Origin of the sequence: Streptomyces flavofungini (assembly GCF_014650815.1) — a bacterium.
Classification (GTDB): Bacteria; Actinomycetota; Actinomycetes; order Streptomycetales; family Streptomycetaceae; genus Streptomyces; species Streptomyces flavofungini.
Genome location: NZ_BMVR01000017.1, coordinates 31505 through 46865 on the forward strand (window position 1 = coordinate 31505; position 15361 = coordinate 46865).

The 15361-nt window shown below is 71.3% G+C and carries 9 protein-coding genes; all 9 read left to right on the top strand.

Annotated features, from left to right (window positions below):
• Positions 1-662 precede the first annotated feature (662 nt).
• The 9 genes from IE274_RS33275 to IE274_RS33315 all read left to right on the top strand — a co-directional run bounded on the left by IE274_RS33275 (position 663) and on the right by IE274_RS33315 (position 15361).
• Positions 663-2141 carry a sugar transferase gene (locus IE274_RS33275; RefSeq protein WP_190119667.1) on the top strand — a complete coding sequence of 493 codons (1479 nt, stop codon included), beginning with the start codon at positions 663-665 and terminating at the stop codon, positions 2139-2141.
• A 68-nt stretch (positions 2142-2209) separates the two neighbouring features.
• Positions 2210-3526 (top strand): nucleotide sugar dehydrogenase, encoded by a 1317-nt coding sequence (locus IE274_RS33280; protein ID WP_190119668.1) that lies wholly within the window; start codon positions 2210-2212, stop codon positions 3524-3526.
• Entirely contained in the window at positions 3516-4799 is a 1284-nt protein-coding gene (locus tag IE274_RS33285) for a glycosyltransferase family 4 protein (RefSeq protein ID WP_190119669.1), read from the top strand. Before IE274_RS33280 ends, IE274_RS33285 begins: the two co-directional genes overlap by 11 nt.
• Positions 4796-6169, top strand: coding sequence for a Wzz/FepE/Etk N-terminal domain-containing protein (locus IE274_RS33290; RefSeq protein ID WP_190119670.1), 1374 nt, complete (start codon positions 4796-4798; stop codon positions 6167-6169). Before IE274_RS33285 ends, IE274_RS33290 begins: the two co-directional genes overlap by 4 nt.
• On the top strand, positions 6166-7698 hold the full coding sequence (locus tag IE274_RS33295) for a Wzz/FepE/Etk N-terminal domain-containing protein (protein ID WP_190119671.1): 1533 nt from the start codon (positions 6166-6168) through the stop codon (positions 7696-7698). The genes IE274_RS33290 and IE274_RS33295 overlap by 4 nt, the downstream gene beginning before the upstream one ends.
• Before the next feature lie 3 nt (positions 7699-7701).
• Positions 7702-9636 (top strand): asparagine synthase (glutamine-hydrolyzing), encoded by a 1935-nt coding sequence (gene asnB, locus IE274_RS33300; protein ID WP_190119672.1) that lies wholly within the window; start codon positions 7702-7704, stop codon positions 9634-9636.
• Positions 9637-9653: 17 nt separating this feature from the next.
• A complete protein-coding gene (locus tag IE274_RS33305; protein ID WP_190119673.1) occupies positions 9654-11849 on the top strand; it encodes a bi-domain-containing oxidoreductase in 2196 nt (731 codons plus the stop codon).
• Positions 11846-13813 carry a heparinase II/III family protein gene (locus IE274_RS33310; protein WP_190119674.1) on the top strand — a complete coding sequence of 656 codons (1968 nt, stop codon included), beginning with the start codon at positions 11846-11848 and terminating at the stop codon, positions 13811-13813. Before IE274_RS33305 ends, IE274_RS33310 begins: the two co-directional genes overlap by 4 nt.
• A 9-nt stretch (positions 13814-13822) precedes the next feature.
• On the top strand, positions 13823-15361 hold the full coding sequence (locus IE274_RS33315) for a right-handed parallel beta-helix repeat-containing protein (protein WP_190119675.1): 1539 nt from the start codon (positions 13823-13825) through the stop codon (positions 15359-15361).

Consider the following 15361-nt stretch of genomic DNA (forward strand, 5'->3'; position numbering starts at 1 on the left):
CTCCTGTTCGCTCCTCCTGGTACTGCGTAGTGCCGAGTACCACTATACGGTATCACTGAGTAGTGCGGCGGGAGAGGGGCGTGGGGCCCTAGATCAGGCCTATTTGGCGCCGCCGGTACGCCTCCGGGGTGTCGGTGGCGGTCACCCGGAGAACATGAGTCGTCACAGGTCACAGGGCGTGTCCCTGTCGTCGAGGCGCCCGTGGGCGGTGATCGGCCGGTGTGTCCGGCTTCAAAGCTTGAGCACAAGTTGCACACATCCCCTCTCCAGGAGGGCGCCGATGGTCTAGATTGACGGTGCTTCACATGGTTGGACACGAGCGACAAATAGTGATCTTTAGGTTCGGCGTCACCGATAGCCAGCAATCACGTCCCCGAAGCCAGACGCGGGCGTGATCAATTCTTGGAGCCCGGGGGGGCCTTGGGTGCGGGGAGCACCCGAGATTTCGAAGGGTTCTGCGCACCTCAAGAGTTCGGCAGGACATTCAGTCCGCTGCCGCCTGCGTGGGGTGTCCAAGTAGCGCTGCATTCATTCGCCGGACGTCATGAGCGGGAGGCAATGCCTCCCAGGGGAGGAATGGCGCGGAGCGGGAGGCAGGGGTGCCTCCCGGGGGAGACACAGGTTTAGGCGAGCCGTCGAAACACTGACGACCTGGGGGGCCCGTGCAACAGGGGGAATTAGTCAACCCGTTTCCGTCGACGCGCGGGCGTTTGACGAACGGGACGAGCAGCCGGCCCGCGAGCGACTGGGAGCAGCGCTACCGCCGCGCTGTGATCACCAGCGATACGGTGGCCACCGCCTTAGTGGTGGCGGCGATCGGCGGATTCTTCGGAGTCCGGGACGCGGCCAACTGGCATGAGAATTGGGCATTTCTTGCCTTCGGAACCGAGCTGCTGATACTCGGATCGCTCGCGGTGAGCCGGTCCTGGGCTCCGGCCGTACTCGGCCAGGGCGCAGAGGAGTTCCGCCGCCTTGGACGCTCGCTGTTCACGGCGGCCGTCGTCCTCGCGCTCGGCGGAATCGCCCTCACCTCGCGCAACATCAAGCTCTGGATCTTCGTGGCGATCCCCGCGATCGCGCTCGTCACCATGACCGCGCGGTACTTGCTGCGCCTCTGGCTGCACAAACAGCGCAAGGAAGGACGGTGCCTGAGACCGGTACTCGCTGCCGGGAGCCCAGCCACCCTGCACGACCTGATCACCCGGGCCCGCAAGTTCCCGCACCTCGGCTGGCGCGTGGAAGCGGTGTGCACGACGGATGGTCTCGGGCTCGACGGCGACCACCTCGCCGGAGTGCCCGTCGTCGGCCTGCTGCCGGACGTCGCGGGCCACGTCCGCCGCGACGGCTACCGCGTCGTCGCCGTCACACCGGACCCGCACTGGTCACCGGACCGGCTGCAGCGCCTCGCCTGGAACCTCGAAGGCAGCGACGCCGAGATGGTCGTGGCCCCCGTGCTGATGGAGGTGGCGGGACCGCGGCTGCACGTCGACGCGGTGCTCGGGATCCCGCTCCTCCGGGTCAGCATGCCGACCTTCACCGGCGGCCGCCGGGTGGTCAAGGCGGTCGTCGACCGGATGAGCGCGGTGATCCTGCTCATCCTGTTCGCGCCGCTGATGGTGCTCGTCGGGCTGTTCGTCCTGGTGGACAGCCGGGGCGGGGCGTTCTACCGCCAGCGCCGAGTCGGCAAGGACGGCCGCGAGTTCACCATCTACAAGTTCCGCACCATGGTCGCCGGGGCCGACGGGGCCCGCGCCGCGCTGGCCGAACTCAACGAGGGCGCCGGACTGCTGTTCAAGCTCCGCCAGGATCCGCGGGTGACCCGGGTGGGAGCGGTGCTGCGCCGCTACTCGATCGACGAACTGCCGCAGCTCTTCAACGTACTCACCGGCTCGATGTCGCTCGTCGGCCCGCGGCCGCCGCTGCCGGAGGAGTCCGCCGCGTACGGCCCGGACATACGGCGGCGGCTCCTGGTCAAGCCCGGGCTCACCGGCCTGTGGCAGATCAGCGGGCGCAGCGACCTGCCGTGGGAAGAGGCCGTCCGGCTCGACCTGCGGTACGTGGAGGACTGGTCGCTCGCCCTGGACACAGTGATCTTGTGGAAGACGCTGCGTGCGGTGCTCCAGGGGCAGGGGGCGTACTGAACCGCGGGGGGCGCGGTGCAGCAGCGAACGGAAGGCAGGCCGCAAGGGCCTGGGGGGAGGAACGGGATATGAGAGTCAGTGTCTTAGGGCTCGGCTACGTGGGCTGTGTGTCGGCCGCGTGCCTGGCCAGCCTCGGCCACGAGGTCATCGGCGTCGACGTGAACCAGGTCAAGGTCGACATGGTCAACGACGGCAAGGCGCCGGTCGTCGAGGAGCGGATCGGCGAGCTCGTCGCCGAGGTCGTGCGGACCGGCGCGCTGCGCGCCACCACCGACGTCCGCGAGGCGATCATGGGCAGCGAGGTGTCGCTGATCTGCGTGGGCACACCGTCGGAGCCCAACGGCAGCCTGTGCACCACGTACTTGGAGCGGGTCACCGAGGAGATCGGCGCCGCGGTGGCCGAGCGGGGCGGCCGGCAGACCGTCGTGTTCCGCTCCACCATGCTGCCGGGCACCTGCCTGAACCTCCTGGTGCCGATCCTGGAGAAGTACGCCGGCGGCACGGCCGGGGTGGACTTCGGGGTCGCGGTCAACCCGGAGTTCCTGCGCGAGGGCACCAGCGTGCGGGACTTCTTCGACCCGCCCAAGACCGTCATCGGCGAACTCGACGCGGCCAGCGGCGACGTGGTGGCGGCGCTGTACGGCGGCCTGCCCGGCGAGGTGTTCCGGGTGCCGGTCCCGGCGGCCGAGGCGATCAAGTACGCGGACAACGCGTTCCACGGCCTCAAGATCGGCTTCGCGAACGAGCTGGGCGCGGTGTGCCAGGCGCTCGGCGTCGACTCGCACCAGGTGATGGACGTGTTCCTGGCCGACCGCAAGCTGAACATCAGCCCCGCCTACCTGCGGCCCGGCTTCGCCTTCGGCGGCTCCTGCCTGCCCAAGGACCTGCGCAGCCTGGTGCACGCGGCGCAGCGGGCCGACGTCTCGGTGCCCATCCTCGCCCATGTGCTGCCCTCCAACGCCGACCACCTGCAGCGCGCGGTGGACCTGGTGGAGCGCACCGGCAAGCGCAAGGTGGGCCTGTTCGGCCTGTCCTTCAAGCCCGGCACCGACGACCTCCGCGAGAGCCCGCTCGTCGAGCTGGCGGAGCGGCTCTTCGGCAAGGGCTACGACCTGCGGATCCACGACGCCAACGTGAGCCTGTCCCGGCTGCTCGGCGCGAACCGCGAGTACATCGAGACGCGCCTTCCGCACCTCGGGCAGCTCCTTGCGGACTCCGTCGACGAGGTCCTCGCACACGCCGAGGTGTGCCTCGTCGGGACCAAGGATCCGGCCGTCCTCGCGGCGCTGCCCCATGGCGAAGGCCCGGTCCTCATCGATCTCATCCGCCTTCCCGACGCCGAGGCGCGCCGGGCCGAACCGGGGTACATGGGCCTTGCTTGGTGACATTTCGCTCGACGGCACAACCAGCGGTGGCGGCCGGCCGGGCCGGCGCGCGCTGATCCTGGTGGAGAACCTGTCGGTGCCGTTCGACCGACGGGTGTGGCAGGAGTGCACGACGCTGCGCGACGCGGGCTGGACGGTGCACGTCATCTGCCCCCGGGGGGAGAAGCGGGACACGGAGCCGGAGGCGGTGATCGACGGGGTGCGGATCCACCGCTACCCGTTGCGCGCGGCCACCGGAGGTCCGGCCGGCTACCTGCGGGAGTACGGCACGGCCCTGTGGCACACGGCCCGGCTCGCCCGCAAGGTCGGCCCGGTCCACGTGGTGCACGCCTGCAACCCGCCGGACCTGTTGTTCCTGCCGGCGCGCTGGCTGACCCGGCGCGGCGCGCGGTTCGTCTTCGACCAGCACGACCTGGTGCCCGAGCTGTACCTGTCCCGCTTCGACCGCGGCAAGGACCTGCTCTACCGCGCCGTGTGCGCGCTGGAACGGCTGACCTACCGGGCCGCCGACATCGTGATCGCCACGAACGAGAGCTACCGGGACGTCGCGGTGAGCCGGGGCGGCAAGAGACCGGAGGACGTCTTCGTGGTGCGCAGCGCACCCGACACCGACCGGTTCCAACCCGTACCGCCGGAGCCGGAGTTGAAGCGCGGCAAGCCCCATCTGCTGTGCTACCTCGGCGTCATGGGCCCGCAGGACGGCGTCGACTACGCCCTGCGGTCCCTGGCGAAGCTGCGTGACGAGACCGGGCGGACCGACTGGCACGCGGTGTTCATCGGCGGCGGCGACACCTTCGACGCGATGGTGGAGCTGTCCCGGCAGCTCGGGCTCGCCGAGCAGGTCCAGTTCACCGGGCGCATCCCGGACGCCGACCTGGCGCGCTATCTGTCCACCGCGGACGTGTGCCTGTCGCCCGACCCGCGCAATCCGCTCAACGACGTGTCGACCATGAACAAGGTCCTCGAGTACATGGTCATGGGTCGGCCGATCGTCTCGTTCGACCTCAAGGAGGCGCGGGTCTCCGCCGGTGAAGCCGCCGTCTACGCGCCCGCCAACGACGAGGCCGAGTTCGCCGAGCTCATCGCGCGGCTCCTCGACGATCCGGAGCAGCGGGCCCGGATGGGCAAGATCGGTCAGGAGCGGATCAGCGGGCAGCTTTCCTGGCGGAACTCGCAGGCGTCGCTGCTAGCCGCCTACGCCGCCGCCTGCCGTGACCACACTCCGGCGTCGGCGGTCGCCCCGGTCAGCACAGGGAAGAGGCAGCACAGTTGAGTGACGACGCAATACGCCTGGTCACCATCGGGCGGATCTTCCGACGGCGTTGGCGGCTCCTCGTCACCGTCGCCGTGATCGGCGCGCTCTTCGGCTACGGCACCTCGGTGCTGTTCCCGCCGAAGTACACGGCCTCGGCCTCGGTACTGCTGCCGGGGCAGTGGGAAGAGCGCGAGCTGCTGACCCAGGCGGAGATAGCTTCCAGTTCGGCGGTGGTCGACCGCGCGGCCGCCTCGCTCAGATGGCAGGGCGTCAGCGGCGGCGAGCTGCGGGACCAAGTGAGTGCCAAGGCATCCGACGGGAACATCATCAAGATCTCAGGCACGGCGGGCACCCCGGAGCGCGCGCAACAGCTCTCCGACCGGGTGGCCAAGGAATTCGTCGGCTTCGCCGCGCGGATCGCGGGTGACAGCACCGACACCGAAGCCGACACGGCCACCGGGCCCGAGGCGCTGCGGAAGAAGGTGGCGGAGACCAACCGCCGCATCACCGCCCTGGCCAAGGCGGCCGACCCCGGGCAGACCGTGGAGAGCGTGCAGGCCCGCACCGAGCTCGAGAAGCTGCGTACCGCGCTGCAGGAGTCCATGAAGAAGCTCGACGAGGCCGACCGGGCGACGAGCAAGGCCGGCATGGTCGTCATGGGCCCGGCCGCCCGGCCGACCAGCGAGGCGCCGCCGACGAGGACGCAGCTCGTCGTCGCCGGGGCGCTGCTGTTCTTCCTGTTCGGGGTCGTCGGCCATCTCGCCGCCGCCCGGGCGAACCGCCGACTGCGCACCGAGGCGGAGATCGCCGCGGCGCTGCGCTCGGCGGTCCTCGGCGCCGTCGACGTGCCCGGTGAACGGCCAGCGCTCCGGCCCAAGGGCGCCGGTCCGCGGGCCTGGATCCGCCGGCTGCTCGGCCTCGACATCCGGTGGGACACACCGCCCCCGCGGCGGTCCGGCGACGAGGCCAGCAGACAGATCCGCTACCGGCGGGTGTGCGCCCGCCTGAAGGAGAGGCTGTCGGCGCCCCGGCGGCTGCTCGTGGTCGTACCGGATGGCGACGAGACCGCCCGCCGGGCCGCGGGACAGCTCGTCGACGAGGCCAAGGGCGATCCGCTGCTGCGGGTGGTGGAGGTGTCGGTGGACCGGCCCACGGTGCCGGACCGCAGCACCGAGTCCGGTGCCCTGATCGTGCTCAGCGCGGGCAGCTGGACCGCGGGGGAACTCGGCGCCGTCGCCGAGGCGTGTGCGGACGGCAGGCACGAGGTCGTCGGCATCGTCGTCGCCAGTACGGTCCGGGACCGCTCGCCGCGGTCCGCAGGACGACCTCCGGAGAACGCCACCCCGGCCCTCGCGGGTCGCGGCCACGCGACGGGAGGTCCTCGATGACGGCGAACACGACCGCGGAGTCGTCGACCAGCACTCCGCTCCTCGACCTGCAGGCGCTGGTGGTGTCGGTGCGCAGGCGCCGCCGCCTCTGGTGCTCCCTCGCGCTCATCGGGCTGCTCCTCGGCGCGGCCTTCGCGGTCCTGCGGCCACCGCCGCCCACCGCGGCGACCAAGGTCCTCGTCGCGCACCAGGAGGACCAGCCGAACGACACCGGAACGCTGATCCGCACCGACGTCGAACTGCTGAAGACCACCCGGATCGCGAGCAAGGCCCTGCAGTCCCTCAAGTCCCCGGACAAGCCGGAGGACTTCATGCGGGACTACCGAGGCACCGGCTTGACCAACAACCTGATGCAGATCGATGTCACCGCCGACAGCGAGGCGAAGGCGGTGGCCCGGGCCAAGGCGCTGGCCGAGGCGTTCGTCGCGGACCATGTGCGGCGGATGCGGGAGACCGCGAAGGCCGAGGCCAAGGCCCTGCTCGACCAGCGTGAGCGGATGCGGGACGAGCTCGACAAGGTCAACGAGGCGATCGGGGGCCGCTCGCCGGAGAGCGGCGATCCGAAGGAGTCGGCGAGCATCGAATCGCTCTTCTCCCGCCGGGCCGAACTGAACTCGCGGATCGCCGATTTCGCCCAGCGCGCCGAGGAGGCCCGCGTCGGCACGCCCCGGCTCATCGCCGGTACGCAGATCGTGGACGCACCGCGCGCGGTGCCGCACTCCGTGCCCAAGGCCGCCGTCACCAGCGCCGGGATCGGGCTCGTCCTCGGGTTCGTCCTCGGCATCGCGGTGGCCGCGGTCGCCACGGTGGTGGCGGACCGCCCCGTGCTGCGCCGGGACATCGCGGCGCACCTGGGTGCCTCGGTCATCGCGGAGTTGCCCCGCCTGCCCCGCCGGACGGCCCGGCTGTGGCAGCTCCGGCGGACCCGGGCGGCCCGGGCCAGACTCGCCACGAGCCTGGCCCGCACCGTGCGCGGCGCCGCGGAACCGGTGTCGCTGCTCGAACTGGGCAGTGCGCGCAGCGTGGGCGTGATCGCCCTGGACGTCGCCAGGGCACTGGCGACGGACGGTCCTGTGGTCATCGTCGACGGTCTGCCGGGACCGCAGCTCGCGCGCCTGCACACGGAGTCGGGCGACCCGGAGGTGGTCAGCGGCGAACGTGCCGAGGCCGTGCCGCAGCAGACCCGCCGGATCGGCGTCGGCTCGGTCGCGCCCGGCACGGCGTGGACCGACCTCCGGTTCCTCGGCGCCCAGACCGTGCTCGTCGTGCGTGCCGGACACGGCAGGACCGCGTGGCTGCACACGGTGGCGCGGCAGCTCGACGACCTGGACATCCCGGTGATCGGAGTGGTGCTGATCGACCCCGATCCGCGGGACCGGACCGACGGCACCCTGTGGGACGGGCTGCATTCCGCGCTGCGCGGCCCTGTCAACCGGCTGCCCCGGCAGAACGGGACGGGCCAGCTTCGCACGGAGCGGCCGCCGGTACCGGCCGCACGGGTCCCGAACAGCGACCAGGAGGCGCGCTAGAACATGTGTGGTATCGCAGGCACTTACCGATGGCCGGACGGGAAGGTCGTGACCGACCGGCTCACCGATACCCTCGCCCACCGCGGCCCGGACGGGGCGGGCCGGTACAGCCATCCCACCGGTGACGGCGAGGTGCACCTCGGGCACCGCCGCCTCGCCATCATCGACCTGTCCGAGACCGGCGCCCAGCCGATGGTCTCGGGCGGCCTCGCCCTGACGTACAACGGGGAGCTGTACAACGCTCCCGAGCTGCGCGCCGAACTGGAGTCCGCCGGAGTGCGCTTCCGGGGCACCTCCGACACCGAGGTGCTCCTTGAGGCCTGGCGGCGCTGGGGCACGGACTGCCTGCCCCGCCTTCGCGGCATGTTCGCGTTCGGGATCTTCGACGAGCGCACCGGTGAACTGGTGCTCGCCCGCGACCAGTTGGGCATCAAGCCGCTGTTCCTGCTCCGGCGTGGCGGGGGCGCGGTGTTCGCCTCCGAGCTGAAGGCGCTCGCCACCGCCACCGGCGGGACGCTGGAAGTGGACCACGCGGCGCTGGTGGCCTCGCTCCTGTACTACTGGGTGCCGGACTCGCGCTGCGCGTACCGCGAGGCGGAGAAGCTGCCGCCGGGGAGCTGGATCAGGTTCCGGCCCGACGGCGCGGAGGAGCGCGGCCGGTACTGGAACCTGAAGGACGTCGCCGCCGAAGGCCGGGAGCGGGCCCGGAGCGGCGAGCGGCCGGACCTGGCCGCCATCGTCGAGGAGTCGACCCGGCAGCACCTGCTCTCCGACGTACCCGTGGCGACCTTCCTCTCCGGCGGCCTCGACTCCAGCTACCTGACCGCCCTCGCGGCCCGCCACCGGCCCGGGATCTCCGCCTACACGATCGGCTTCCGCCCCGAGGACGCCAAGTTCGAGGCGATGCCGGACGACCTGCGCTACGCCCGCCAGGTGGCCGGGCGGTTCGGCGTCGACCTGCACGAGATCGAGATCGCGCCGAACGTGCTCGACCTGCTGCCGCAGATGACGTACAGCCTGGACGAGCCGATCGGCGACCCCGCTGCGATCAACACCTTCCTGATCTGCTCGGCCGCCCGGGAGGCCGGGGTCAAGGTGATGCTCTCGGGGATGGGCGCCGACGAGCTGTTCGCCGGGTACCGCAAGCACCTGGCCAACCTGCTCGCGCTGCGCTACCAGCGCGTCCCGCGGCCCCTGCGGCGCGGGGTGTCCGCGGCCGTGGACCGGCTGCCGGTCGCCACGGCCCGCCGCGGGTACCGGTCCGTGCGCTTCGCGAAGCGGTTCCTCTCCTTCGCCGACCTGCCGGAGGAGACCGCGTTCCGGCGCAGCTACACCATGTACGACCAGGACGAGCTGCTCGCCCTGGTCAACCCGGACCTGGCCGGGACGGTCGAGGACGTGCTGACCGAGCACGCGGACATCTACGAGGACAACGACCTCGACGACTTCGTGAACCGCATGTGCCTGGGCGACGCCCGGATGTTCCTGCCGGGCCTGAACCTCGCGTACACGGACCGCTCCAGCATGGCCGCCTCGACCGAGGTGCGGGTGCCGTACGTGGACGTCGAGGTGGTCAAGGCGGCGTTCGCCGTGCCCGGCGACCGCAAGATCGTCGGACGGCAGGGCAAGGCCGTCCTCAAGGAGGCGGCCACCTCGATCCTGCCCAAGGAGATCGTGTACCGGCCCAAGGGCCTGTTCAGCGCCCCGCTGCGGGCCTGGATGAGCCGGGACCTGGCACCGCTGGTGCGCGAGGTGGTCAATGACGGGGTGCTCGTCAACTCCGGGCTCCTGCGCCGCGACGCCCTTGCGCGCATGGTCGCCGAGGACGCCGCCGGGCAGCGGGACTTCTCCAAGCATCTGTGGCACGTACTGACTCTCGAGTACTGGTACCGCGACGCGACCTCCGGGTCCGGTCAGAACGCCCGCTTGTCGGCGTAGGAATAAGGGGACTTCGGGTGAAGCAAGTTGTGCAGAACTACAAGAGCGGCGAGCTGGCGGTGCTCGACGTGCCGGTGCCGGGATGCAAGCCGGGCGGTGTGCTGGTCCGCAGCGCCTACTCGCTGATATCCACCGGGACCGAGCTCATGAAGGTCTCCGAGGCCGGGATGTCGATGCTGGGCAAGGCCCGCTCCCGTCCCGACCAGGTGGCCAAGGTCATGCAGAGCGTGGCCACCAACGGGGTGCCCGCCACGTACCGCAAGGTGATGGGCAAGCTGGACTCCTACACGCCGCTCGGCTACTCGCTGTGCGGGGTGGTCGAGCAGGTCGGCCCCGGGATCGACGATGTGAAGGTCGGCGACCTCGTGGCCTGCGCCGGCAACGAGCACGCGTTGCACGCCGAGCTGAACTGGGTGCCGAAGAACCTCTACGCCCCGGTGCCGGAGGGCCTCGCGCCCCGGCACGCGGCCTTCGGCACCGTCGGGTCGATCGCGATGCAGGGCGTCCGCCGCGGCGAGCCCCAACTCGGCGACGTGGCCCTGGTCATCGGCCTCGGCCTGATCGGCCAGCTCGTGGTGCAGCTCCTCACCGCCTCGGGGGCCCGCGTCGTCGGGGTCGACCCCGACCCGGCGCGCTGCGAGCTCGCCGAGGGCCTGGGCGCCGCCGCCTGCGGCGACCCCGCGTCCGCGGCCGTGGCGGCCGCCGTCGCCGAACTCACCGACGGTCACGGCGTGGACCAGGTGTACCTGGCCGCGGGCGGTGGCAGCAACGAGCCCGTCGAGCTGGCCGCCAAGCTGTGCCGCGACCGGGGCCGCGTCGTCGACATCGGCAAGTGCCGCCTGGACCTGCCGTGGAACGCGTACTACGAGAAGGAGCTCGACGTACGGTTCTCGCGCTCGTACGGTCCCGGGCGCTACGACCCGGAGTACGAACTCGAAGGGCGCGACTACCCCATCGGCTACGTGCGCTGGACCGAGCGCCGCAACCTGGCGTGCTTCCTCGATCTCCTCGCCCGCGGCCGCGTCGACGTGGAGCCCCTGGTCTCCCACATCGCCGACTTCGACGACGCCGTCGAGACGTACCAGCGCCTGAAGGAAGGCGAACTGAAGGCCGTGGCCGTGCTGTTCCGGTACCCCGGACAAGCGGGCGACGCGGAAGCCCCGGCGGCGGCCCCGGCGGTGGCCGTGCCCGAGGTGAAGCGGCGCGGCGCCGGAGCGGCCCCCCTCGCCCGGCCCGCCGGGACACCGGTGCGCCTCGCGTTCGTGGGCGCCGGAAACTACGCGACGTCGATGCTCCTTCCCCACCTTGCGGAGCGCGACGCCGTCGCACTGTCGACCGTCGTCACCACGACGGCGCTGTCCGCGGCCAACGCGAAGCGCAAGTTCGGCTTCGCCGAGGCGACCACCGATCTCGACGCCGTGCTCGGCGACAAGTCCATCGACGCGGTGTTCGTCGTCACCCGGCACAGCTCGCACGCCGAACTGACCCGCAAGGCACTCCTCGCGGGCAAGGCCGTCTTCGTGGAGAAGCCCCTCGCCCTCACCGAGGACGACCTGACCGGCGTGCTCGCCACGGTCGAGGAGTCCGGCAACGACCGGCTGCAGGTCGGCTTCAACCGCCGCTTCGCGCCCCTGCTGCAGGAGGCCAAGAAGCGGTTCGGCGCCCGGACCGGACCGGCGAGCCTGCGCTACCTGGTCAACGCGGGCCGACTCCAGCACGGCAGCTGGTACCTCCAACAGGGCACCGAGGGCTCGCGGTTCGCCGGGGAGGGCGGGCACTTCATCGACACGGCGAGCTGGCTGCTCGACGCCGACCCGGTCTCGGTGTACGCGGTTGCCCCGGCCGGCAACGAGGACCTGCAGGTCGTCCTGCACTACCCGGACGGGTCCACCGCCACCATCAGCTACGTCACCATCGGCGCGCCCAGCTTCCCCAAGGAGACGCTGGACCTCGTCGCGGACGGCAAGGTGCTGCGGCTCGACGACTTCGTCCGCGCCTCGGTCCACGGCCCCAAGAAGTGGGTCAGCTCGCGCCTTCCCAAGGCCCGGGACAAGGGCCAGAACGCCGAGCTGGCCGCGTTCATCAAGGCCGTACGGACCGGCGGGCCGATGCCCGTGCCGCTGGAGTCCCTCGTCGCCACCACGGCGGCCACCCTCGCGGTGCGGACCGGCCTGGCCGGCGGCGCGCCGGTGACGTTGGCGAGGGCGCGATGACCATGAGCCCGGCCTGGTATCTGAGGCGCTTGTCCCGGATGGGACCGCAGGAGGTCGGCGGCCGGGCCCTCGACGCGGTGCGCAGGCGGCGGTGGCGGTCGGCGCGGCCGGACTGCCCGGACGTGACCGACGCCCGGTTCACCTCGGTCCTGCCCGCGGGGACGGTCGCCGCGATCCCGCCGGACGCCGCGAAACGCCTCGTCGCCGAGGCCGGCCGGCTGATGTACGGGCACGTCGAGTACTTCGGCGTGGTCCGTGACGACCTGGTCGATCCGGACTGGTGGTGCGACCCGAAGACCGGGCGCCGGGCCCCGTGGGGCTACGCCTTCGACGTGCCGTACCGGAACGAGGACGCGGTCGGGGACATCAAGCAGATCTGGGAGCTTTCCCGGCACCAGTACCTCACCGTGCTCGCCGCCGCCTACGCGATCACCGGGGACGAGCGGTACGCCGAGCGCGTGGCCGAGCACCTGCGATCGTGGTGGAAGGCCAACCCGCCGCTGCGCGGCGTGCACTGGATCAGCGGCATCGAGCTGGGCATCCGACTCCTGTCCTGGGTGTGGATCCGCCGGCTGCTCGACGGCTGGCCGGGCGCGGCCGGGCTCTTCGAGGACAACCCGGTGGCCCGCAACCAGATCTGGCACCACCAGCGCTGGCTGGCCGCCTTCCCCAGCCGGGGGTCCTCGTCGAACAACCACGTCATCGCCGAGACCGCCGGACAGTTCGCCGCGGCCTGCGCGTTCGACTGGTTCCCCGCCTCGGCGCGTTGGCGTGCCGGTGCGCTGCGGTCCCTGGAGCGGCAGCTGCGCGCCAACACCTTCCACTCCGGCCTCAACCGCGAGCTGGCCACCGAGTACCACGGACTCGTCCTCGAACTCGGCCTGGCCGCCGTGGCCGAGGCGGACGCCGCCGACGTGCCGGTCCCCGCGTCGCTGCGCCTGGTGCTGCTGCGGATGGCCGACGCGCTCGCGGCCATCGTGGACAACCGGTTGCGGCCGCCGCGCCAGGGCGACGCGGACGACGGGCACGGCCTGGTCGTGGACGGCGCGGGCACCGACCGCTGGGGCTCGCTGCTCGCCACTGGGGACGCCGTGTTCGGGCGGCTCGACTGGTGGCCGACGGTGACCGGCACCGACGTGCGCACCCCGCTGCTCGCCGCGCTCATCCGGCCGTACGCGAAGACCGCACCGGCCGTGACCCGCCCGGCACACCGCCCGGCCCACTTCGCCGACGCGGGCATGACGATCCTGCGCGGCCCGGGGGAGATCTGGTGCCGCTGCGACGGCGGCCCGCACGGGTTCCTGTCCATCGCCGCGCACGCCCACGCCGACGCGCTGTCGGTGGAGGTCCGGCAGGACGGAGTCGACGTGCTCGCCGACCCGGGCACGTACTGCTACCACGGGCAGCCCGAGTGGCGGCAGTACTTCCGGTCGACCCTCGGCCACAACACCCTGCAGCTCGACGGCGCCGACCAGTCCGGCTCCGGCGGCCCGTTCCTGTGGACCCGGCACGCCCGCAGCCGCGTCCTGGTCGCGGACACGGCCGACGCCGCCAGCGGGGGGACATCCCGCTGGTGCGCCGAACACGACGGCTACCAGGGCTCCGTGCACCGCCGCCAGGTGGAACTGACCGCGGACGAGGAGTTGCGGGTCGTCGACGAGGTCCGCGGCCAACACGGTCAGCGCCGGGCCGTGCGACTCGCGTTCCACCTCGGCCCGGCGATCGCCGCGGACCTGGTGGGGAACTGGGCGGTGCTCACCTGGACCCGGGACGGCGAGGACCGCTCCGCGGTGCTCGACCTGCCGGGGGAGCTGAGCTGGCAGGCGCATCGTGGCGAGAGCGACCCGCCGCTCGGCTGGTACTCCGCCGGGTTCGGCCGCAAGGGACCCACCACCACGCTGGTCGGCACGGGCGTCGCCGACGGCATGGAGAGGTTCACCACCGTACTCAGGTTCCGCGGTTAAGGAGGACGCGTGGGGATCAAGTGGCGGCACTGGACGCTGCCGGCGGCACCGCTGGCGGTGGTCCTGCTGGCGGCGACCGGCTGCACGAGCACGCCGGACGCGCCGACGAAGCCGACCGGCAGGCCATCCACGTCCGGGGCGCACTCCAAGGCCGTGGCCCGGATGTGCGCCAAGCCCGCGGCCGGTCCCGCCAAGGCACCGGCGGGCGCGGTGACGGTCGACCCCGCGGTGGTCGGCGACCTGGCCAAGAAGACCAGGAGCAACCCTCCGAAGACCACGTTCTGGCTGCGACCGGGCAAGCACAAGCTCGAACCCGACCGCTATTCCCAGGTCATGACCAAGAAGGGGAACCGTTACCTCGGCGCGCCGGGCGCGGTGCTCGACGGCCGGAAGACCAACAACTACGCGTTCAGCGGCACCGCCCCCGACGTCACCATCCGCTACCTGACCGTGCAGGGCTTCGTCGCGCCGCACGACGAGGGCGTGGTCAACCACGACATGGCCGACGGGTGGGTCATCGAGCACACCAAGATCCAGCACAACTCCGGCGCCGGGCTGATGGCCGGTGCCCGACAGCAGGTCCGCGCGAGCTGCCTGCGGAACAACGGGCAGTACGGAATGAACGCGTACAAGACCGATGACTCCATCAAGGGCCTGGTGGTCGAGGGCAACGAGATCGTCGGCAACAACACCGGTGACTGGGAGCGGAAGCGGCCGGGCTGCGGCTGCACCGGCGGCATCAAGTTCTGGGCCGTCAACGGCGCCGAGATCCGCGGCAACTGGGTGCACGACAACCGCGGCGCCGGGCTGTGGGCGGACAACAACAACAACGACTTCCGCATCGAGGACAACGTCATCGAGGCCAACGACGGCGTCGCGGTGATGTACGAGACCAGCTACAACGCGGTCATCCGGAACAACACGATCCGGCGGAACAACTGGGTCGAGGGCCGCAAGGCCGCGAAGAAGGGCGACAACTTCCCGTACGCGACCATCTACATCTCCGAGGCCGGCGGCGAACCACGCATCCGGGCCCGCACGGACAAGATCGAGATCTCCCGGAACGTGCTGGAGAACAACTGGAACGGGATCACCCTCTGGGAGAACGCCGACCGGTTCTGCAACAGCCCGGCCAACACCTCGACCGGCTACTGCACGCTGCTGGTGAAGAACACCAAACGCTGCGCACGGCCGGGGATCACCAAGGCACCGCTCTACGCCGACTGCCGATGGAAGACCCAGCGGGTGGACATCCACGACAACCGCTTCGTCCTCGACACGTCCGTCGTCAAGTGCAAGACGGAGTGCGGCCGCATGGCGGTCCTCTCCAACTACGGCACCTATCCCAAGTGGTCCCCGTACAAGGGCAAGCGGGTGGCCGAGGCGATCACCCACAAGCAGCGCAACCGCTGGCACGACAACGCCTACCGCGGTCCGTGGAGCTTCGTCCCCACGGACACGGACCAGAACCTCGACTCCGGCCAGTGGCAGAGCACGCCCTACCGGCAGGACGCGGGCAGCACCTTCGCCCCACAGGCCGGTGATTGA

Coding starts and splice junctions, on each gene's coding strand:
- IE274_RS33280 (WP_190119668.1), top strand. CDS start 2,210: ATGAGAGTCAGTGTCTTAGGGCTCGGCTACGTGGGCTGTGTGTCGGCC.
- IE274_RS33295 (WP_190119671.1), top strand. CDS start 6,166: ATGACGGCGAACACGACCGCGGAGTCGTCGACCAGCACTCCGCTCCTC.
- asnB (WP_190119672.1), top strand. CDS start 7,702: ATGTGTGGTATCGCAGGCACTTACCGATGGCCGGACGGGAAGGTCGTG.
- IE274_RS33310 (WP_190119674.1), top strand. CDS start 11,846: ATGACCATGAGCCCGGCCTGGTATCTGAGGCGCTTGTCCCGGATGGGA.